This is a genomic window from Kordiimonas lacus, from assembly GCF_001550055.1.
Classification (GTDB): domain Bacteria; phylum Pseudomonadota; class Alphaproteobacteria; order Sphingomonadales; family Kordiimonadaceae; genus Kordiimonas; species Kordiimonas lacus.
The window spans coordinates 359,681-380,077 of record NZ_LRUA01000003.1 but is presented as its reverse complement, the minus strand read 5'-3'; the positions used below and the strand labels follow the sequence as shown (position 1 = coordinate 380,077).

The window sequence follows — 20,397 nt, the reverse complement described above, 5'->3', positions numbered from 1 at the left end:
GGCGCCCGATCAGGCTTCCTGAAGTTTGTGGGAGAAACGGAGGATGATGAATTCGGCGGGCCGGACAGCAGCCATGCCGATCTCAATGATCATGCGTCCTTCAAGGATATCGACGGGTGTCATCGTGGTGCCCAGGCCCACATTGACAAAGAAGGCCTGCTCGGGTTTTGAGCCGGCAAGTGCGCCGCGCCGCCACAGGTCGGTCAGGTAATTGTCGATCATCGCCTTCACGCGGATCCAGGTGCCGCTGTCGTTGGGCTCGAACACCACCCAGCCGGTGGATTTCTTCACCGACTCCTCAACCATGTTGTAGAAGCGGCGGACCGGTACATAGCGCCATTCATTGTCGTTGCCCGCGAGCGTACGCGCGCCCCAAACCAGCAGACCCTTGCCAGCGAAGGATCGGATGGCGTTGATGGATTTGCCAGCTGTCACATCGACATTCAGGCGTTCCTGCTCGCCATGGTCGATGGCATAGCTGAGGCGCACGGCGTTCGATACGCTGACATTTGCAGGGGCTTTCCACACCCCACGCTTGCGGTCGACCGCGGCATAAATGCCCACAATCGCGCCACTTGGTGGCAGCCAATTGAGCCTGCCGCGCACCGCGTCAATAACTGCCTTGTAGCTTGACGAGACTTCATAAAGGGTCTTGTCGGCGGTCGTTTCAGCCATATCGCCTGCATTGTCCATGCTCATCAGCGCGCCATGGAGGCTGCTGAACAGCTCCCCCATATGTGGCATTGCCGCGGCTATCTTGTCGGCAACTTCTGTCTTGCCGTCAAAGATGGCGACATTTTTGGCGATAGCTCCGGTGACACCTAGCGCAGTCTTCTTGCTGTCGTAGTCGGCCGCAACCGGCGCATCGGCAAACCCGATGACCGCATCCGCAGCACCCAGATGGTAGGCGATCAAAGTCTTGAGATTGTCGCGAACGCTGTCTTCAATTTCTGCATTGGCAGCAAGAAGCAGGTTACCGCTCAATTGCTTGCTGCTTGCGGAATTGTCCACTGTGACCCATGTCTCGAACGCGCCGACCATTTTGCCGAGGAAGGTGAGCAGGTTCTTGAAGTTTGTCTTCGCATTGGCCGCGGTAGTGGACGCAGCCACTTTGCCTGCTAGCTCGAGATATTTGGTCTGGATCGCGGCGTCGACACCCGTGATCACGTCACTGACCTTCTTGTTGCCTGCTTGTGCCGACTGCAGGCTGACGATGGCCTGCGACACGAGCGTGCTGTCCGCGCCCGGCAGGCTGGTGAGGTCGATCGCAGATGTGCCCTTCTTGATGGTCAGCTGCGCGTTGGGGATATAACGCTCGATCCCCGCCTGGATCCAGGGGGTATAGGCCGCGCCGTATTTGAGGTTGTTGATACCGATATTCTTGCGGAAGTCTTCCTTGCCGGTGCGCCAGCCGCTTTCCCAAGTCGTTTCTTCCTTGGTCAGGTCTTCCTTCATGTCCATGACGGCGAACCGGTCGCCCAGCTTGGCGCATTGCATCAGGGCGGCGACCTGTAGGCTGGTGAGGTCTGTGGAGCTAAGGTAAGCGGCATCGGGGAAGACAATCAGGGTGGGTTCGTCCACCTTCTCCAGCTTCTTCAGGCCTGCCTTGATATCGGCTTTGGCTGGGCTGCCGGACGTGTTCCTGCCCACGGGTACGATGTAACAGTCGCCGCCACCATTATCGTAGTACATCTGCAGGCTTTCAAACAGGCAGTATTTGGGCGTGCCTGAGACTTCCTTGAGGGCATAGGTATCCGTCAGTGTGGCGGTAATTCCGGAAATTGGCGCCGGGCCACCAAAATATTTGCGGTATTCAACCAGCGACTTAATGCGTCGGGGCTCCGTGATCGGGACGCCATTGTCCGTTGCGAATTCCGTGTAGCCGATGAAGGCTGGCACGGCGGTTTCAACCTCAGCCACAGATGCGGGCAGGGTGCTGATTTCTTCGACGTAAACGCCAGGAGTTTTATAGGCCATGGTTTTCCCTTTCTAGCCTTAGATTGCTTGCTGTGTCCGTACCTGGGCCTTGGGTTCTGATGGGCTCGGGTGCGCTGTTACTCGGGACCGTGGGTCAAACTTGTACATAGACTTCGGCATTAACATCCGCGGGCGACGGGCTCGGGAGGTTGCCGATTATGGTCTTGTCCTGCGCGGGCGGGCTGCCGCCCCCGCCTCCACCCCCGCCGCCGCCGTTCCCGGGCGGCTGGGCGGGAGCTCCCTGATCAGCTTTCTCGATCAGTTGGATTGCTTTTCTGGGCTTTTCCCTGAAGGACACGGGCGCAGTGGACTGAAAAGTGAGCAGGCGTTTGCCACCCGTGGTGTCCTCTGCCGGATCGCCGAACGTGATCTGCGTATCGGCGCCCGTGGGGGTGTGTGAAATCTTGAAATCCTTGTCCTTGCGCTTGGCGCCGACATTGACATGATAGCGCCAGACTTTCTCAACCGGGCTGAACTGCGCCGTGAAGCTTGTGGTGGGCTTCAGCTTGCCGTCGCCATCGAGCAGCGCGCCGGGCGCAAGCGTGATCCACACGGTACGGAAATGCCGGTACTGCAGCTCGTCCTGCAAAAGGATGGGGATATCGTCCTGGCCCGCAATGTCGCTTGAGAGGGTGTAGAGCCCGGGGGGCAGGTCTTCCACCGGCAGGGCGTCAGTGATCCAGCCGTTGTTTTTGGTGTCATCCGTCGCGCCAGGAAGGGCCAGATAGCTTTTCTGCCGCGCGCTGGTGCCGTCCGGGCGCTTCAGGTCCACCGTCACATGGGTGTGGGGCTGGGCCGTCTTGATGACGACCGGGACAGAGCCGAAGAAATTATAGATGGCCTGTGAGGCGAGGGTGGATTGTCCCACTGCGTTCGCAAACGCATAGCTGGGCAGGCGGCCGAGCCACAACCGGTCCGCCTGTTGCCCTGCGTCATAGGTTGCACGGTGGGCAGGCTTGTGTTCAGGCAGGTCCGTGAATGTCAGAAACGCCCGGTTCCTGAGGCTGAGTCCGAACGAGAGTGATGTAAGATCCGCGAGGTCCACAAGCGGCTTGCCGTCTTTTGCTTCCGCGAACAGCCGCAGGATACCGCCGTCCTGCCGCACAAGAAGGCGCAGATTGGCAAGCGCCTGCTGCGTGGCTGCAAGCGGTTTGATGTCAAAATCGGCCGTGCTGCCACCCACATAGAAGCTGTGCAGCAGCTTGAGCTGAATGATTTCCACAAAATCTGTCATCGTCAGGTGCAATCCCCTGGGAGGTGGTTGGACTGAACTCAGAACAGGGAAGAAACTTCAGACAGGGATACTGGAAACGCGGGGCGGCAGGCGTGCCTACCCAAGCACGAGGGCCTCTTTCTTGGTGATCGGTTTGCCGCTTGAGACCACGCGGCCCATCTGCATGGCCACCAGGCGCACGCGGTACATGACGGATGGTGTCAGTTTGCCGCCCAGCGTGCCCCAGACATGGTTCTGGAACTCATAGTCCAGCGTCTCAAGCTCAAGCACCAGTTTCTTGACGCCGTCCGGCAGCTCGGGATACTCGTCTGCTGAGAACACCCGGTGGCCCTGGAAGAAAGTGATGGCCGCCGACAGGGACCTGAGCGACTGGTCATATTTTGTGTTGTCGGCAGCGACACCACTGACGTTGGCGGCAACAAGGACATGCAGGTTCAGTCGCACTTCAGGCGGCAGGAACTGGATGGCAGTGCCGGATCCAACAGCCTCCCGTTGCTGGGCTTTGTTCACCCGCTCTTCCTCCACATTCACGAGGCACATGCCAAGAAGGGCGTCCCCCAGCAAGCTCTTGCCGTCGCTATCGAAAAGCGGGGACAGGACGGTCGACGTCTTGGTGGAGCCGGTGATCGACTTGATGTAGGTGTCCAGCTCGGAGCGAAGAAATTCTAGCGATTTGTCGAGCATGCCAAGCACCTGTCAAAAGCTGGATTGAACCGGGGGTGGAAAAGCCGGACTGGCGAACTTGCGATGGCGTGAATACCCCCAAAACGTGTATTCATTATCGATCTGATAGAAGTCGTGTCAAACGGATTCTACCTCGAAAAAGTTTAGTCATACCCGATAGCTGGAGTGTCTGTTTGACACTTTTGGTGGCGGATTAACGTTACGGAAACATAACGATCTAGCCTCATTCTGGCCTTCAACCTGCAGGCCGATGCCAAGTGGAGACTATTTCATGGGAAGCTATCTAGAATAGATTTAAAACAATTAAAATTTGTATTTTAAATTCAGTTACCTAGCGATCTATTCGCGACATGGTTTAGTGGCGCGTTGCCTGCGAGACTCGGCATTTTGTTTCGGCCTAGAATTGTTTCCTTGGCATCAAGCTGGTCAAATAAATCTGTTAGGTCGATAAATATATTAAAGATAATCGTTTTTATGATTTAAATCGCATCGACATATCTCTTCCATCAACCGCGATTGGCTTCCAGGTTTTAGAGGAAACCGCAAATGGCAGTCTTGCCGGAGACCGAGCGTTCTCGCCTCTATAGAGCTCTAGCTATGATGTGGACTTGTCTTAAAAAAGTGGACACGACCGTGCTCTTTAAGCGGCTAGTTTTTCGTACGCCATTGGGCTGATATTGCCAAGTGTCGAATGTCGTCGTTTCCGGTTATAGAAGTTCATAATATACTCATTGATGGTCCTTTCCGCCTGTTCTCGGCTTTCAAACTTCACCCGCCATACCAGTTCTGCCTTCAAGGTTTTGAAGAAGGCCTCCACGACAGCATTGTCATAACAATTTCCTTTGCCGGACATAGACGACAGGATGCCATGCTGCTTCAGCGTCATTTGATACTCGGTCGCCACATATTGGCTGCCGCGGTCTGAATGATGGATCAGGCCTGGCTCTGGTCGTCTGAGGGCAATCGCCATCTTCAGGGCCTGCAGTGCCAGGTCCTGCTTCATGCGGTCACTCATATGCCAGCCCACAATCCGCCGACTGTAGAGATCCATCACGACAGACAGGTCAACAACCCATTTCTCATTCGGCCTTTCGGCGGTGAAGTCCTGTTCCAGCAGATTGGGGGCATAGCCGAAGGATGGTACGAGCCCTCGGCGCTGATACCGCTTCCTGCGGCTCCTGATGGCCTGGATGCCATTTTCCCGCATCAGCCTGCCAATCCGGGTAGGACCAACAGCCCAGCCCTTCTCCTTCAGCTCTTCAACCATCCGGGGGCGACCGTAGGAATAGTGGCTGCTTTCAAATTCCGCCCTGATATGGGCTAAGAGCACCATGTCTTCCCTGGCACGCTTGCTGGCAGGACGGCTGCTCCAGGCATAATAGCCTGACCGGGACACCGCCAACATGTTGCACAGGCGGTTCACCTGATGATGCGCCTTCTCCGCATCGATAAATCGATAGCGCATTACTTTTGGCTCGCGAAGAAGGCTGTTGCTTTTTTTAATATCTCGCGCTCCTCGCGCAGGATCTTGTTCTCTCGACGGAGCCGGGCAAACTCCCATTGTAGGTCATCAGTGCCTCCCAAGGGCTCACTGGTGCCTTTCTGATCCTGTCGGTATTGGGTGATCCATTTGCCGAGTGCGGCAAACCGCTGGTCAGCGCCAGCTTTACTGCTTCACGCTTGAAGTCTGATGAATGTCTCTTGTGGACCATAAATTCCTCCAATCAGTATTCCTAAGTCTGTTGAAGGTCGTGTCCACTTTTTTAAGACAAGTCCACCCTCTAGCTGCCTCCCGGTCGCATCATCAGTTCCAGGTCGATTGAAGGGCGCCCTGTTGCCGGAAACGGTTTCCTTCGTCCCTGGCACAGGTTCCCTGATAAATGGCGTGCATCGATTGGATTGACCTCAGGCAGGCACAACCGACACCCGGAAAGGCGTGAGCCTGAGGGACGCATACAGCACCGGCATCATCACCGGCTCGTAATCCGGGCACAGGGCGAAGGGTTGGCTTTCCGCGCTGCCGACCACCAGCGCGCCGTCCTCCATGCGCCAGCCAACCGACCACAAGCGGTTCGGGTTGGCGAAAATGGCGCCGCCTTCGGCCTGATAGTCCAGATAGTGCGGCTGGCCCGCGATCTGGCATTCCAGATAGTCGGTATCGCCCTCGAAATTCAGGCGGGTGAAGCTGGTGGCCTGGTCCTTGTGCGGCACAAAACAGAACAGGCGCCGCGAATTGGGCCGGTATCCCAGATAGCCGGTCTCGCCCTGCTCGTTACCGCTTCTGTATGTCAGCTTCAGGAGAACCTTGTCGCCCGCGCTGGTCAGGCGGTCTTTAAGCAGCATCTCCATCACTTCATCCGCAAGGGTGAATTTAGCCAACATATTCATTTCAACTCTCCTGGACCCGGCCCGTCCGTTTTGGCGGCCCGGTTCTGCCTTGGCGTTTTCGCATTATGGCGCCTTATCAGCAGGAAGCATGCCAACAGGCGGCCCCGCGGAAACCGGGGACTTCGTGTCAGGTTTCCCTCAATTAGCCGCGCAACGGCGTGTCCGGCCCGTGTCAGACGTGTCCGACACGGACATGGGAGGTGCAGGTCCTCCTGGTCATCACTCAAGTCATTGAAATAAATGAATTTTATAATTGGCATGCCCCCTGCAATCGCCAGTCCTACGGGGTAGATCACCGACGACACTTTGAGGGGACGATGACAATGAATGCACCACTGGTTTCAATGCAACGGGGCCTGGGCCATGACCTGGCGTCAGAGTATAAAGAGGAACTCCTGGGGGTTGTCCTGCACGCCAGTGCGGCGCTTGAAGCCCCGGCACCATCAGGCAGCCTGCCGGATGCTTTCCAGAAGCGCTACAGCGAAGCCAAGACAGCAGCCTACAGGTTCGTCAACCAGGTGCTGGACCCGCTCCTTGAAGTGCCCATGTATCTGAAGCGCCAGCAACAGATCATCTGCAAGAACCCGGTTGGGGTGCGGAACTGCTTCACGTTGCTGCGCGACAGCGCGGCCGCCGCAGACGCCCGCAAGCAGGCGACGGATTTCCTGAAAGTTCAGGCAGACACGGCCTATTTCAGCCTCAACAGCAGCGCCGGCAAGGTGCTGACGCTGGAAGCCAGCATCCGCGACTATGCCGACAAGATGACCCAGCCGGTGCAGAAGCTGAAGAAACTGGCCGGTGAAATTCGCACCCAGACCGCGCGCAAGGTGGACCTGGCGCAGCTACATGCTTTCGAGGGCCAGCGCCAACATCTGGCCATGCAACTCCGCGCCGCCTCCTGGCAGCTGATTGAAAATGGTGTCCGCACCGGTGACCGCTTCCGCGTGGCGCACGCGGAAATCTCAAAGGAAATGCCTTGGAACAAGGTGCCGTTTGTATCCGTTGTCGCCCAGGTGGGCGAAGACACGATCCGCATGGACGGCAAGCTGCTGCAGAAATCGGCGGCGCGGGCGCTGGCCCTCCACAACAGCCTGTGCGAGGCGGCAAAAACGGTGTTCCACGCTGGCGCCACGGCAGACGCGCTGGCGGGCCTGATGATGCATGCCCAGGATGTGCTGGCCCAGCGCAAGGCCATCTGCGAGGCGCTTCTGATCGTCGCGGCGGAGATCGAGCGTGCCACCACCCACTGCACCCAGGCCCAGAAGGCGCTTGAGGCTGATGATTATGCGGGCGCAGAGGCCGCGTTTGAAAATATGGCCGAAGCCTGGCACGAAGCGGTGCTGACCGCCCAGGGCATGGAAGTGGATATCGCCTACGCGAACGGTGATTTCGTCAGCGTCGGCATGGAAGGCAAGCAACTGGGTGCCAAGCTCGCGGAAGTCACCCCCGCCCATGGTCTCGCCAGCGAGATCTGTTGACCCCCAATCGAGGGACGGGGCGTGAGAGCCGGTGCAACGATGCCTCGTTGCACCGGTTTTTTGTTTGGGGGTGGGTACTCGGTCGTCACTCGGAGCCAAGCGCTTACCTGGCTACACTCTGTCGTCATTCGCCGGCTTGACCGGCGAATCCATTGGTCATGCCACCCAACATGGACTCGCCGATCAAGTCGGCGAGTGACGAAGATGAGGGAGTGCGGCCCCCCCCCCCCTTGATGCATGTCCGACACGCCTAACGTGTCTGAGCGGGGCAAGCGGGTGAGGCGCAGGCAATAAAAAAGCGGGCACCGCAGCGCCCGCTTTTGTGATTGGTTATGTCGCGATTCTAGTGTGGGTTAGTGCCGTCGCCGCTACCGGTCTCCGGGTCAAAGCTCAGTACGCGCGGGATGCGCACGATGTCGTCGCCCATATTCTGGTATACGGCCACGCCGAGGAAGCCTGAAAGCTGCCAAAAGCCTTTTTCGGCAACGACCGTGAGCGTGTCACCTGACCATGTGCTGACCCAGGTACTGATGCCAGTGGACGGGTCTGTGGACTGCTTCGGCTCGCTCCAGTCGCCCACCAGGCATTTGGTTACCTGATCCATTTCAAAGGGCGAGAAGCTCTCAATCTCATGCCGCACATTGGGTTGGGACACCAGATCCAGGCTGATCACCTGCACGCCGCTGACCTTGCGCAGCTCATCTGGTGTGGCGGTCATGGTGACTTCCACCTCAATGGTGTCGCCCGCATTGAACTGGATACAGCCGGTGTAGCGGCCTTGTTTGGTCATGGCGTCCTTGCCATTATGCTCGAACCGGTACAGAAGCACGTCGGAAATCTGGTCCCCGTCGAACTGCAGCCTCAGTTTATAGTCGTTCTTTTGCGTGGTCATAAAAAGACTCCCCTGTGATTAAACTGTTTTGTCAAATGGGGGCAGGTGCCCAACTCGGAACTTCAGAAACATGTTGGTCTTGCTGCCCCTCAAAGGGGGTAACAGCAAGATGCGTGCCTTATTTTGAAGGCTGGCTGGCAAGAAGTTTGTGATAGGCCGGGTCTTCCCTGAGAGCATTTAGGTAAGGCTCGTTCTGGATTTCGTTTACGGGTTGTCCTGCATCTATTGAGTGCTCGAGAAATTTAAGCGCTTTCTCTCGGTCTCCCGTTTGCTCCATCACAACAGAAGCCCTAAAAAGTACGTATCGATCCTCCGGGGCCAACTCTAGCGCTCGATATGTCATGGCGAGAGCTTCTTCAAGCTGTTCGGCCTTTGCATAGTAAAGCCCGGCTCTGCTGAAGACTGCAGGGCGCGTATCGTCTGGCTTTATCTGAGGAGTTAGGAGTTGAATTGCCCGCCGGTATGCGAGTTTGGCATCTCCATTGCTTCCTTTAATCATGCTGTAGGCATCGCCAAGGTTAGCCCAAAGGAAATAATTGTGGCTGTTGCCTTGTGCATCAATCGCGCGTTCAAAAGCCTGGACAGATTGGGCATATTGGCCCAGCGAGAAATAGAAGGAGCCGAGGTTGTTGTAAAGCATCGGGTCAGGCCGAATTTGCAGCCCTTGCTGTGCTGCACCTATGGCTCCAATAGTGTCTCCTTTGGCAAACAAGATTGCGCTCAGTGTTTTATAAGAATACACGTTGTCTGGCGCTTTTGAGATAGCTTGCCTAATGCGCTGTTCGGCGACCTCATAGCTTCCAGACCGAAAATATAGGTCGCCTAGATAGATCAAAAGCCTAGTGTCAGACGAGTATAGCTGGTTGGCAGTTTCAAAACGACGGATTGCCTCGGCAAGATTTCCTTCCCCCAAGGATAGCCTGCCATTCCCAAGAAGGGCGAAGTAATTTTTTGGGTCCAAATTCAGCGCAATCTGATATTCAGATTGGGCTTCATCCATTTTCCCTGAGAACTCGAAGGCCCAACCTGCAACGGCATGAGCAAGCGACAGTTGGTTGTCTAGTCCAATGGAGAGTTGAGCCGCCGCCATGCCATCGTCCAAAAGCTTCTGGTCAGATTTGGAGCTTGAGTACTCTGTTAGCAGCGCGAGGCTATAGCCGGCTGTGGCCGCTGCATTCTCCGGGTCTTCGGTCAGGATGCTCTGGAAGTAGGCTTTGGCTTCTTCAATCGCGCCCTTTTCCTGGCTGTTTCGCAGCCGGTCCATGCCTGCCTCAATGCGGCCGCTGACAGTCAGCGGTTCGTCGCCCATGTAGCGGGAGCCCACGAACCCAGCGCCCAGCGCGATAGCAATGGCGGCTGCGGCGGCGATGCGCTTGAGGGAAAGCAGGCGTTTGGCCTTGTCTGCCGCTTTGCGGTCGCGGAGCGGCGTGCCGGGGTCGGCGCTGTCGATGGCTTTCAGAACATCCGCGAACGTCTGGGGCCGGGCCGCGCGTTCCTTGGATAGCATCCGTGCCACCAGGTTGGCGCACCAGGCCGGGGCGTCCGGCGCGTGGGTTGATACCGGCGCTGGGTCCTCGTTCAAAATCAGGTGCACGATCTCGGCGTCCGATCCCGCCTTGAAGGCGCGCTCGCCCGTCAGCACTTCGTATAGCAGCGCGCCGAAGGAGAAGATATCAGACACTTCATCGGGCTTCCCGCCCTTCATCACCTCAGGCGCCATGTATGGCAGCGTGCCCAAAATCAGGCTTTGCCCCAGTGACCCGCGGGTCAGGGTTTCCATGTCATTGGCGGTGGGCGCGGTTTTCGCCAGGCCGAAGTCCACCAGCACCGGCACGCCACCAGATCTCATGATGATATTGCCGGGTTTGATGTCCGCGTGCACGATACCGAGCGAATGGCTGGCCCGAAGCGCGTCGGCCAGTTGCCGCACCAGCGCGAGGCGGTCGTCGAACGATGGGCTTGTGCGCGCCAGATAATCCTTCAGCGGTTCGCCGTCTAAGTATTCCATCACCATGACGGTATGGCCGTCATGCTCTGAAATCTCATAGAGCGTGACGATATTGGGGTGGTTCAGCTTCGCCAGCGTCTTGGCTTCCACAAGGCTCGCCTTCGGGTCCGCGCCGTCAGACACCGACTTGTTCAGAAGCTTGATCGCGACAGACCGGTCCAGCAGCGTGTCTTCGGCGCGGTAAACCGTGCCGTAAGCGCCCTTGCCCACCGTTTCGCCAAGCTGATACCTGCCGATTGCCTCAGCCATAAATAGACTTCCCCCGAGCCACGCACTTTTTGCCCCGCGCACCAGCCCCCACACAAAAGGCTCGCGCCCCTTTGACCTGCCTGCTATATCGCCTTAAGTTGCTATAGAGGCACGCAAAAGTAGACAATATTGCTTTTACGCGCAGGATGATGACATTTCAAGGACAGTGCATCAGGTCCGTGAGCGGGGAGAGGGCAGCATGCAGGACGAAACCGGTGAATACGGCTTGATGGACGAAACCGTATCGGTGGAAGGCGCGCGCACCGGCGGCCCCGGGCGGGAAATTCTGCTGCCCAGCCTGGGGATCATCTGGCACCCTGACGCCTCGCGCATCGGTGCCGTGGCACCCCTGATGTTCGGCCGTGCGACTGAGGCCAGTGTATCCCGGAACGCGCCGCAGTTCCGCAAGCGCGGCGTGAGCGAGGAACCGCTTGCTGACCGCCGGATTTCGCGGTCTGAGGTCATGATCAAGCGGGTGAGCCCGCGCGAGTTTTCCATCACCCCGCCAGACAGCAAAATGAAGGTTCTGGTGAACGGGCAGGCGATTACCGCACCCGTGACCATCAGCCTTGATGCGCTCGGCGACGATATCATCATCACGCTGGCCGGCACCATTGTGCTCTCCTTGTTCCTCAGCCCGGCTGAGGCTGCGCCCGCGCCGCCGGAAGGCCGGCTGCTGGGGGTCAGTGGGGCGATGCAGGCCATCTGGCGGGCGATCAGCCGGGTTGCGCCAACACATCTTCCGGTGCTTATTCGGGGTGAAACCGGCACGGGCAAGGAACTGGTGGCGCAGGCGCTCCATCTGGCCAGCGACCGGGCGGCTGAAAACCTGGTGTCGATCAATATGGCGACGCTCTCAAAAGAACTTGGTGCGGCGGACCTGTTCGGCGCCACCAAGGGGGCGTTCACCGGCGCCGTAAGGGACCGGGTCGGCTTTTTCGAAACGGCCGACGCCAGCACCATTTTCCTGGACGAGATCGGCGATACGCCCGCGGACTTGCAGGCCATGCTGCTGCGCGTGCTGGAGACCGGCGAATTCCGCCGGGTGGGGGAAACCCGCCTCCGCTACACCGGCGCGCGGGTGCTGGCGGCCACGGATCGGCCCCTGGGCGCGGACACTTTCTCGCAGCCGCTCCTCCGCCGCCTTGAAAGCATGGTGGTTGAGATGCCACCGCTTCGTCACCGGCGGGTGGATATCGGCATCCTGATCAAGCATTTTCTCGACACCGGGTCGTTCGGGGCCGCGCCCACGGATTTCACTGAGCATATGACCGCCATGGTGCTGCATGACTGGCCCGGCAATGTGCGCGAACTCAGAAACGCAGTGCAGCAGATGTCCGTCGGGCAGGTGCCCCAGTTCAACACGCCTGAAATGGGCCCTACGGGTGTGCCCCAAATGGGCCCAAAATCCTCTGGTGTGCCCAAAGCGAAGCCGTCCTACCGGGCGCCGGCGAGCGTGACGGAAGCCGAGATGCTCGCGGCGCTGGATGCCACCGATTGGCGCATCAAGGAGGCGGCAGAGCACCTGAATGTCTCCCGCACCGCGCTCTATGGTTTGATGGAAAAATCGAACAGTGTCAGGACGTTAGAGGATATCTCAGACGCCGACATCCGCGCCACCATGGAGGCCCACCCCGGCGATATCGGCGCCTGGGCGCGGGCGCTGAAGGTCCCCCACGGCGTGCTTGAGCGCCATACCAAGAAGATGATGTTCGACTAGAAGCGCCTAAAAGCGCCAGCCCAGCTCCACGCCGAACGTGCGCGGGCGAAGCGGTGTTGCGTGTAACCCCGTGGAAACAATCACGAAATTCGGGTCGTCCGGGTCCTCGCCCTCAATCACTTCAAGGCTGAGGGGGTTGCCGAAGGCGAACACGTTCGATTTGTCGCCGATCAGGTTGTTGCCGTAAACGGTCAGCGACCAGTTGTTTTTCTGCAGGCTGAGGCGCGCGTTTACCAGGTGATAGCCGTCCATTTCCGGCGAAAAATCGCTTTCGAACAAAAGGTCCGCGCCGCCCTCATAGCTATAGTCCGCGCTCACGCTCGCCCGTAAGTCATTGCTCAGGCTGAATTCCTTGTAAACCGACGCACCGGCTGAAAACTTGGGTGCCGCGGGCAGGGGGGTGCCAACCTCCGCGCCAAAGCGGGCCGTGGTGTCCGTGAGTTCGCTGTCGCTCGCGGACAGGTGCGCGCGCACCTCAAAGTCATAGGCCGGGCGGTAGGCCAGCTCAAACTCGGCGCCAATCACCCGCGCGTTGCCGACATTGTCGATATCCGGCAGGCCTTCGAAGCTGAATTGCTGGCTCTGGATACGGCGCCACAGGGCCACGTAAACCGCCGCTGACGTGGTCAGCGCCTTGTCGGGGCTCTGGTACTTGTAGCCCACTTCATAGTTGGTCAGCGCGTCGGATTTGTAATTCGTCAGCTCGGTCGCGACCGTCTCGCCACCCCCGATCGGCGTGGGTCCGGCCAGGTTGATGCCGCCCAGCCGGTAGCCCTCCGCCACCTGGGCATAGAGCATCAGGTCCTTGGTATGGTGGTAGGCCAGCACCGCCTTGGGCGTGACGCCGGATTTCTTCTGCTCGCCGTCCGTCTGCGCGAACAGGAACAGGCCCAGGTCGACAAGGTCAGAGGACGCGCGTTCGCGGTAGTCGAACCACCGAAAACCGCCGGTGACGGCCAGTTTTTCGGTCAGGAAATAGGTCACCTCGCCAAATAGCGCCGCTTCCTTGAGGGTGCTGGTCAGGTCTTCGGTATAGATATCCAGGTCGCCCTCTTCATCCGGCCAGATGACAGAAGCGGGGATCGCCAGGTTCGAGTTGATCCGTTCATTTCTCTTCGACCAGAAGGACCCGATGGTCCACTCAAGCCGCCCCCCGGTCTTGGACGAGAGGTGCGTCTCATTGCTGGTCGTCGCGATATCGCGGTTCATGGTGAAGGGGCTGGCGACCACATCAATCAGCACCAGTTTCGGTACCGCCAGCGAGCCATCAAAGGTGGCGTCAATGTTGCGGTCCGTCCAGCTGAAGGTGGTCTCAAGCGTGCCCCAGCCATAGTCCGCGCCCAGCGTGGCATAAACCTGGCTGAAACTGTCTTCGCGCGGTTCCTGAACATAATTGCCGCGCTTGGTGAAGGTGCGCCCGACATCATAATAATTGCTGTCGTCGCGGTCGTTTTCCTGCAGGGTGACACCCGCGAGCAGGTGCCAGTTGGGCCCCAGGTTCAGATGGGCCGAAAGCCGCCCGCCATAGGTGTCCGCCTGGTTGACGTTATCCAGCCCCAGCCGCAGGTCATCGATATAGCCGCCTTCATGCTCGAAGTAGGCCGCGGCGCGGATGGCCATCTGGTCTTCGACAAGCGGGACATTGACGATGCCGGAGATATCGCGCGAGGCCGTACCGCCCTTGGTCCATGCAAGGCCCGCGCTGGTGCTGAGCTCAGTTTCCGCCAGATTGGGTTTCTTGGTGACAACCCGGTAAAGGCCCGTGAGTGCGCCCGAGCCATAAAGCGTGCCCTGCGGGCCGCGCAGCACCTCGATGCGCTCGACATCCACTAACCGAAGCGATGGGTCGGGCGCGTTGTAGGTCAGGCGCGTATTGTCGAAATAGGTGCTCACGAGCGATTGCGCCCGGCCAGAGAATGCCCCGTCTGACAGCCCGCGCACCATCACCTTGTTCTGGCCATCGCCCTGCGTTGTGGCATGCATGCCGGCAATCCGGCGGGCGGCCGCGTTGGTGGTTTTCAGGCCAAGCTGCTGCTGGGTGCTGGCGCCGATGGCGCTGATACCGTAAGGCAGCTTCTGCAGGTTATCAGTGCGTCTCAGAGACGAGACCATGATCTCCTGCACGAAGGGTTCGCTTTGCGCCTTGGTAGCCGGCTTCGGAGCTGTTTTTTCCCTGGCTGGTTCGCGGAACACCCGAACCACGCTGGGGCTCACCACCTCGAACGTGAAGCCGGTGCCTTGCAGTAGCTGTGTGAGGCCTTCTTCAACAGTCAGGTCGCCGTTGAGAGCGTGCGCTTTGCCGTCCCGGTATGATAGGGGTGGGCGGCCGATGGAAATGCCCGCCTGACGCGCGAAAGAGGCCAGCGCTTCGGCAAGCGGCATGGCCTCTATCTCAAAATGGCTGGTGTCGGATGCTGTGGCAGCTCCGGGCGGCGCGGCAAGGCAACAGGCCAGCAGCACCGCAGCGGAAGCTGTCTTCCCATTTATGCGCACATGCTACTCCTTGCGACCGATCAGGATTGCCCCATCCGTTTGTTTTACGGTAACCGGCAGCAGTTGTTCAAGCGTCGCAAGCACGGTCTGCTTGTCACCCATGTTAAGGATTCCAGAAAAGTTGATATCCCTCGCGCTGGATGTCACGGCGATGGGTTCGCCGAAATAGCGGCTCAGGTCCCGCGCGATCTGATGCAGCGCCGCGTCTTCATATTCCAGATAGCCTTCAAGCCACGCGGTGACTTGCCGTGCGTCGACTTTCTGGACACGGGTTTCATTGGATTTTTCATAGGCAACCAGTTGGTCGCCGACCCGCAGACGTTCCCGCGCGTCTGACTGGACTTCATCCTCGATCACCTGTGTCGGCGCTACATCCACGATGCCTTCCGACACGGTAACAACCAGCTGGCTGTCGTGGCGCAGGATATTGAACTGGGTACCCACCACCTGCACAGAACGGTCGCCCAGGCCTACCCGGAAAGGCCGGTCCGGGTTCTTGGCGACGGAAAACAGCGCTTCACCGTACGCGAGGGCTGTCTGGCGCACGTCACCAGTGAAGGCAACTTCGATTTTCGTGTTGGTGTTCAGCTGCACAGTCGTGCCGTCTTCGAGCGTCACAAGCCGGGTTTCGCCCAGGCCGGTCTGGTAAAATTGCGCATCCGGGGCCATGAAATTGGTGCCGATCATGACCAGCAGGGCTGCGGCCACCGCGGCAGCTGCTCCGGCCCACGCCTTTGGCTTTGTCCAGCGCCAAGCAGCATCGATTACGGTGCCAGTGTCTGTTTCAGTGTTTTCAACGGAAGCCGCCACCACATCAGCGCCCTCTTCAACCATCAGGGCCAGGTCTTCCACATGGTCATAGGCCATGCGGTTGGCATCATCGGCTTCAAGCCAGTCTGTGAAGGCAAGCCAGTCGGCCTCCGTCACGCTGTCGCCAGTGAGGCGCGCGTGCCAGTCGGCAGCGGCGTCAAGCCGCTCGTCCGTCAGGAAACTGGTATCGGTTTTGGTCATCTGTCTGTACTGCCTTCACGAGCCCTGGGGGCTCAAATCAATCCTATTCAGGGTTAAGACGCCACCACAGGCACCCACCCGCCATGTCCAGCTGCTAATCCTTGTCCTTCAGGTGCAGGACAAGGAACTTCATGGCCTTGGCCATGTGTTTTTCCACTGTGCTGACCGCAATCCCAAGGCTTTCGCTAACCTCGCGGTGGCTTTTGCCCTTCAATTTGTGCAGCACAAATACCTTGCGGCACTGGGGTGGCAGCTGGTTCAGGGCCTCAGACACCTGCGCCAACTTCTGCTTGGCTTCAAGTGCGCGGTCTGCGGCCGGGCCTTCGTCAACGCTTTCACCGCCCTGGTCTGCCCTGCTGACATCCACCCAAGCCTTGTCGCGCACCATCTGCCGGGTCTTCTGACGGCGGTGGTCCAGCGCCACATTATTGGCCATGCGGAACAGATAGGCGCCAACATTACTGATGGCTGAGGCATCCTCAATGCGCTCCAGCTTCAGATACAGGTCCTGCAGCAGATCATCGGCGACAGTTTCATCCCGAAACCGCGCGACCAGAAATCGCTTCAGTGCCGGGCGTTTTTCCAGGAACGCCTCCAGCAATATTGATTTTGTTCCAGTATCCAAAAGGGTCGCCCTGACAAATGCGGCGCCTTCCGCGCCGCCATACCGGTGCCAACCATTCCAGATGTCAAAAGATTTCGCAATATCGCTCATAAGCAAAAATAAAATGGCCCCCCGCCAAAGAGGGAAACGGGGGGCCAGGTTACGGGCCAGAGCTCGATCGCAAGCTGGACAAAATTATCCATACTCAGCCCGATGAGGAAATCGTCTTCGAGCAGCGGACGCGCCGAGGATAACTCCCCGGCGCCGCCCCACAGGCCGTCATCACCATGACCCCCATCGATGGTAATGTCGTCCGCGCTACCAGAGAGTCTTGTGGCGCCAGCCTCGCCGACCTTCTGGTGATTTCGGGTGCCCAATCTGTCCGGCCATCAGCAGCCCTCTCGAGTGCAAGGTCTTGCTGCTGCCTCCTGAGCGGCCAGGGCACCCAGAAATTCTCACCCCTTCGGGTGGTCTACTAGGACTATGACGCCGCGCGTGAGGAATACCCGCCATTCAAAAAAACATTTTTTATTGGTGGTGATTTGACGGTGGAAATGGGCAGGATCGGCCCTCTGTTTGCAAAAATAAAAGGCTTCCAAAATAATGGAATTTCTTGCTAAAACAGGGATAAGAAAAAATACGACAGAAAATTTTGCAAAAATATGCAACTCGGGGTGACAGCATGAGTGACGACGAAAAAGAAAAAAATCTTCACCGTCTGGAGGATCTGGCCGCAATTGCCGGTGTGTCGATTTCGACTGTGTCGCGTGCGCTGAATGACAGCCCGCTGGTATCGGACCGCACCAAGAAGAAGATCCTGTCGCTGGCCCAAAGCAATAACTACAATGGCCGCCTGCGCGACAAGGTCTATACCGAGGATGCAGACAAGACGATCTCGATCGTGATCCCGCCGCCGCAGGGCCGCGACACGCGCCTGTCTGACCCCTTCACGCTGGACCTGATTGGCGGTATCGGTGACGCGCTCAAGGAACAGAATTGCGACCTTCTGATTTCGCACCTGACGATGACCGATTACCACAGCGCTGCAAACCTTGTGGCCAGTGGCCGGTGCGACGGCCTGATCGTGCTGGGGCAGAGCACAATGCACAAACAGCTAAACCAGTTGGCGGCACAGCGTGTGCCGTTTGTGACTTGGGGTGCACAGTTCCCGGATCAGCGCTATTGCTCGGTCGGCAGTGATAACCGCCAGGGCGGGCGCCGTGCCACTAATCACCTGATCCGTATGGGGCGCACGCGCATTGCCTTCGTGGGCGACTGTGAAGGGCCTGAGATGAAGTTGCGGCAGGAAGGCTACCGTGAGGCGCTTGATCAGAACGGCATCGCCTTTGACCCACGCCTCGTCAGGCCTGCGCATTTCTATCCGGAATCCGCCATGGAGGCGGTGGATGTGCTGGTGGAGCAGGGCGTCGAGTTTGACGGCGTTGTCGCCATGTCGGACATGATCGCCATCGGCGCCATGAAGGCGCTGGCGAACCGCGGCATCAATGTGCCCAAGGACGTATCCGTGATTGGCTATGATGATGTGCTTGTGGCGGCTTATTCAAGCCCTGCGCTCAGCACCATTCGCCAGGACGTGACGAAGGCGGGGCGGCTTCTGGTTTCCAAATTGCTGCGCATGCTGGAAGGCGAGGATGTGCAGTCTTCCACGCTGCCGACAGACCTGATTATCCGTGAAAGCTGCGGGTCTTAAGTCTTCCTGAGTGGACATGAAAAAAGGCGGCACCACCGGGCGCCGCCTTTTTTGTTTGGGTGTCGGCTTTGATCAGCCCTCGCAGGCTGCTGGTTTGAACAGGGCCCAACTCAGCGCTGGTGCCGTGTAGGCTTCGCCAGTCTCACCCGCTGTGCCGTCGATGAAACAGAGCGGGCCTTCAAGCGCCGGAACGCTTGCTGTCGCCACCTCGGCCGAGGTGTTGAAGACCGCCAGAACCGTGTCGCCTGTGGTTTCGTCCGTGCGCTCAAACACCAGCAGCCCGGGCTCACTGTCGGCATGCAGGAAAGTCATCTTGCCGTGCCTGAGGGCCGGGTGCGCGCGCTTGACCATGGTGAAGCGCTGCATGGCCTGATAAAGCGGATGATCGACGTCGAAATTATCCTCGGCGCTCGATTTTTCCGTGCCCAGCAGGTCGTTGTCGGCGTAGGACGCCACCTGGCTCACAAACATATCTTCGCGCGCGTCCTGGTCATGGCCGTCGCCGATAAAGCCTTGTTCGTCGCCATAATAAATCACCGGAACCCCGCGGCTGTAGAACATCAGCGCGTGGGCGAGCAGATCTTTCTTGAAGGATGCTTCCGGGCTTTCGTCCGGATTGCCGCGGCGGATGAAATGGGCGATGCGGCCCATATCGTGATTGCCCAGGAAAATGGGCAGCGACCGGGCGTCGCCCTTCACGGGCTGATAAAGGGTGTCTTTTTCAATGGTTTCCGCCAGTGCCTGCGGACCCTTGTTTTCCGAGAACATCTGATAGGCGGCTGACTGGAAAGCAAAATCCAGCACGAAGGGCACCTTGGCCTCATTGGTGAAGTGGCTGAGGCGCTCCGGCGTGGGTTCATACACCTCACCAAACATGTAGAAGTTCGGGATGCCTTCGGCCTCGGCGTGGGCCGTGATGGCAGGTGCGAAAGTTTGCCAGAAGCTGTCGTTCACATGCTTGACCGTGTCGATGCGGAAGCCGTCGATCTTGAATTCCGAGATCCAGAACTTGTAGATGTCGATAAAGCCTTCCTTGACGTCCGGATGTTCGGTGAACAGGTCATCAAGGCCCGCGAAATCCCCGTAGAGCGAGCTTTCACCCTGCCATTCGCTGTCGCCGCGATTGTGGTAATAGCGCATGTCGTTGAGCCACGCCGGCACCTTCACATCTTCTTCGCCCGCAGGCACATAGGGCGTGTAGGCATAATCAAGGGCGGTCAGCTTGTCGAAATTGTCTTTCGTCTGGTGCTCTGGGTCGTCGCCTAGGAAACCTGCGTTGATGGCTTCACCGTCCGGACCGCCTTTGGTGGTGTAGGGGAAGGCTTCTTTGCTGCGGTAATCGCACAGCGGCACGTTTGCCGGGTCGCTGCCGCGGGGGAAGCATTCCTCATATTTGATCACGTCGGCCGTGTGGTTGGTGATGATGTCGAAAATCACCTTCATATTGCGCTTGTGGGCTTCATCCACCAGCGTCTTGAGGTCATCATTTGTGCCCAGGTGCGGGTCGATCTGGGTGAAGTCCGTGATCCAGTAGCCGTGGTAGGCGGCTGTCATATTCACCGGGTTGCCCTGCACGGGCTTGTTCTTGAAGATGGGTGTCATCCAGATGGCGCTGACACCCATGTCAGCCAGATAATCCAGCTTTTCCGTCAGGCCCTTGAAGTCCCCACCATGAAAGAAACCCTTGTGGGTTGGGTCAAAGCCGTGTGTGGTGGCGTCGCCACCAAAGCCGCCGGTGTCGTTTGACGGGTCGCCATTATTGAACCGGTCAGGCATGACGAAATACATCACATCATCGGTGATCGGACGGCTGATGTATGGCTCCAGCAGTTCCGGGCGAACGGTGATGGGCTCTTCCGGGGGCAAGGCTTTATCAGCCTGGTCACAGCCAGAAAGAAGGGTCAGGGCAAGGCCGAAGGCGGCCAGGTTTGTTCGTTGAAATTTCATG

General features: G+C 58.5%; 13 protein-coding genes and 1 pseudogene. 3 read left to right on the top strand and 11 right to left on the bottom strand.

Going from position 1 to position 20,397, the window contains the following annotated elements; all coding sequences use genetic code 11:
• Positions 1 to 9: 9 nt before the first annotated feature.
• From KORLAC_RS05130 to KORLAC_RS05105, 5 genes and pseudogenes are all read right to left on the bottom strand, one after another.
• The gene (locus tag KORLAC_RS05130) at positions 10 to 1,977 is read right to left on the bottom strand and encodes a phage tail sheath C-terminal domain-containing protein (RefSeq protein WP_068303999.1); all 1,968 of its coding nucleotides are present in this window, start codon (positions 1,975 to 1,977) and stop codon (positions 10 to 12) included.
• A 94-nt stretch (positions 1,978 to 2,071) separates the two neighbouring features.
• On the bottom strand, positions 2,072 to 3,211 hold the full coding sequence (locus KORLAC_RS05125) for a hypothetical protein (protein ID WP_068303998.1): 1,140 nt from the start codon (positions 3,209 to 3,211) through the stop codon (positions 2,072 to 2,074).
• Positions 3,212 to 3,307: 96 nt separating this feature from the next.
• Positions 3,308 to 3,895 (bottom strand): Pvc16 family protein, encoded by a 588-nt coding sequence (locus KORLAC_RS05120; RefSeq protein ID WP_068303996.1) that lies wholly within the window; start codon positions 3,893 to 3,895, stop codon positions 3,308 to 3,310.
• Positions 3,896 to 4,535: 640 nt separating this feature from the next.
• A pseudogene (locus tag KORLAC_RS05115) lies at positions 4,536 to 5,607 on the bottom strand (IS3 family transposase).
• A 193-nt stretch (positions 5,608 to 5,800) separates the two neighbouring features.
• Complete coding sequence (locus KORLAC_RS05105) at positions 5,801 to 6,283, bottom strand: hypothetical protein (protein WP_068303991.1); 483 nt, start codon at positions 6,281 to 6,283, stop codon at positions 5,801 to 5,803.
• 323 nt (positions 6,284 to 6,606) lie between these two features.
• On the opposite strand from KORLAC_RS05105, the gene KORLAC_RS05100 reads away from it, so the two are divergent.
• A complete protein-coding gene (locus tag KORLAC_RS05100) occupies positions 6,607 to 7,761 on the top strand; it encodes a hypothetical protein (protein WP_068303988.1) in 1,155 nt (384 codons plus the stop codon).
• 343 nt (positions 7,762 to 8,104) lie between these two features.
• On the opposite strand, the gene KORLAC_RS05095 is transcribed toward KORLAC_RS05100, so the two are convergent.
• On the bottom strand, positions 8,105 to 8,653 hold the full coding sequence (locus tag KORLAC_RS05095) for a hypothetical protein (RefSeq protein ID WP_068303986.1): 549 nt from the start codon (positions 8,651 to 8,653) through the stop codon (positions 8,105 to 8,107).
• Positions 8,654 to 8,771: 118 nt separating this feature from the next.
• Positions 8,772 to 10,910 (bottom strand): serine/threonine-protein kinase, encoded by a 2,139-nt coding sequence (locus tag KORLAC_RS05090; protein ID WP_068303984.1) that lies wholly within the window; start codon positions 10,908 to 10,910, stop codon positions 8,772 to 8,774.
• 199 nt (positions 10,911 to 11,109) lie between these two features.
• Between KORLAC_RS05090 and KORLAC_RS05085 the strand changes: the two genes are divergently transcribed.
• Complete coding sequence (locus KORLAC_RS05085; RefSeq protein WP_068303982.1) at positions 11,110 to 12,630, top strand: sigma 54-interacting transcriptional regulator; 1,521 nt, start codon at positions 11,110 to 11,112, stop codon at positions 12,628 to 12,630.
• A 6-nt stretch (positions 12,631 to 12,636) separates the two neighbouring features.
• Here KORLAC_RS05085 and KORLAC_RS05080 read toward each other — a convergent pair whose 3' ends face one another.
• The 3 genes from KORLAC_RS05080 to KORLAC_RS05070 all read right to left on the bottom strand — a co-directional run bounded on the left by KORLAC_RS05080 (position 12,637) and on the right by KORLAC_RS05070 (position 16,759).
• A complete protein-coding gene (locus tag KORLAC_RS05080) occupies positions 12,637 to 15,123 on the bottom strand; it encodes a TonB-dependent receptor (protein WP_068303977.1) in 2,487 nt (828 codons plus the stop codon).
• 3 nt (positions 15,124 to 15,126) lie between these two features.
• Positions 15,127 to 16,134 (bottom strand): FecR family protein, encoded by a 1,008-nt coding sequence (locus KORLAC_RS05075; RefSeq protein ID WP_068303975.1) that lies wholly within the window; start codon positions 16,132 to 16,134, stop codon positions 15,127 to 15,129.
• Between the two features lie 94 nt (positions 16,135 to 16,228).
• Positions 16,229 to 16,759, bottom strand: coding sequence for an RNA polymerase sigma factor (locus tag KORLAC_RS05070; protein ID WP_206594862.1), 531 nt, complete (start codon positions 16,757 to 16,759; stop codon positions 16,229 to 16,231).
• A 661-nt stretch (positions 16,760 to 17,420) separates the two neighbouring features.
• Here KORLAC_RS05070 and KORLAC_RS05060 point away from each other — a divergent pair.
• Positions 17,421 to 18,449 carry a LacI family DNA-binding transcriptional regulator gene (locus KORLAC_RS05060; RefSeq protein ID WP_068303969.1) on the top strand — a complete coding sequence of 343 codons (1,029 nt, stop codon included), beginning with the start codon at positions 17,421 to 17,423 and terminating at the stop codon, positions 18,447 to 18,449.
• Positions 18,450 to 18,521: 72 nt separating this feature from the next.
• Here the strand turns inward: KORLAC_RS05060 and KORLAC_RS05055 are convergent, their stop codons facing one another.
• Positions 18,522 to 20,396 carry an alpha-amylase family glycosyl hydrolase gene (locus KORLAC_RS05055; protein ID WP_068303962.1) on the bottom strand — a complete coding sequence of 625 codons (1,875 nt, stop codon included), beginning with the start codon at positions 20,394 to 20,396 and terminating at the stop codon, positions 18,522 to 18,524.
• Between the last annotated feature and the right edge of the window lies 1 nt (position 20,397).

Bases quoted from the DNA above. Each gene is read 5' to 3' on its own strand.
- KORLAC_RS05085 (WP_068303982.1), top strand. From the start codon at position 11,110: ATGCAGGACGAAACCGGTGAATACGGCTTGATGGACGAAACCGTATCG.
- KORLAC_RS05060 (WP_068303969.1), top strand. From the start codon at position 17,421: ATGAGTGACGACGAAAAAGAAAAAAATCTTCACCGTCTGGAGGATCTG.
- KORLAC_RS05090 (WP_068303984.1), bottom strand. From the start codon at position 10,910: ATGGCTGAGGCAATCGGCAGGTATCAGCTTGGCGAAACGGTGGGCAAG.
- KORLAC_RS05075 (WP_068303975.1), bottom strand. From the start codon at position 16,134: ATGACCAAAACCGATACCAGTTTCCTGACGGACGAGCGGCTTGACGCC.
- KORLAC_RS05130 (WP_068303999.1), bottom strand. From the start codon at position 1,977: ATGGCCTATAAAACTCCTGGCGTTTACGTCGAAGAAATCAGCACCCTG.
- KORLAC_RS05095 (WP_068303986.1), bottom strand. From the start codon at position 8,653: ATGACCACGCAAAAGAACGACTATAAACTGAGGCTGCAGTTCGACGGG.
- KORLAC_RS05125 (WP_068303998.1), bottom strand. From the start codon at position 3,211: ATGACAGATTTTGTGGAAATCATTCAGCTCAAGCTGCTGCACAGCTTC.
- KORLAC_RS05105 (WP_068303991.1), bottom strand. From the start codon at position 6,283: ATGAATATGTTGGCTAAATTCACCCTTGCGGATGAAGTGATGGAGATG.
- KORLAC_RS05100 (WP_068303988.1), top strand. From the start codon at position 6,607: ATGAATGCACCACTGGTTTCAATGCAACGGGGCCTGGGCCATGACCTG.
- KORLAC_RS05120 (WP_068303996.1), bottom strand. From the start codon at position 3,895: ATGCTCGACAAATCGCTAGAATTTCTTCGCTCCGAGCTGGACACCTAC.
- KORLAC_RS05055 (WP_068303962.1), bottom strand. From the start codon at position 20,396: ATGAAATTTCAACGAACAAACCTGGCCGCCTTCGGCCTTGCCCTGACC.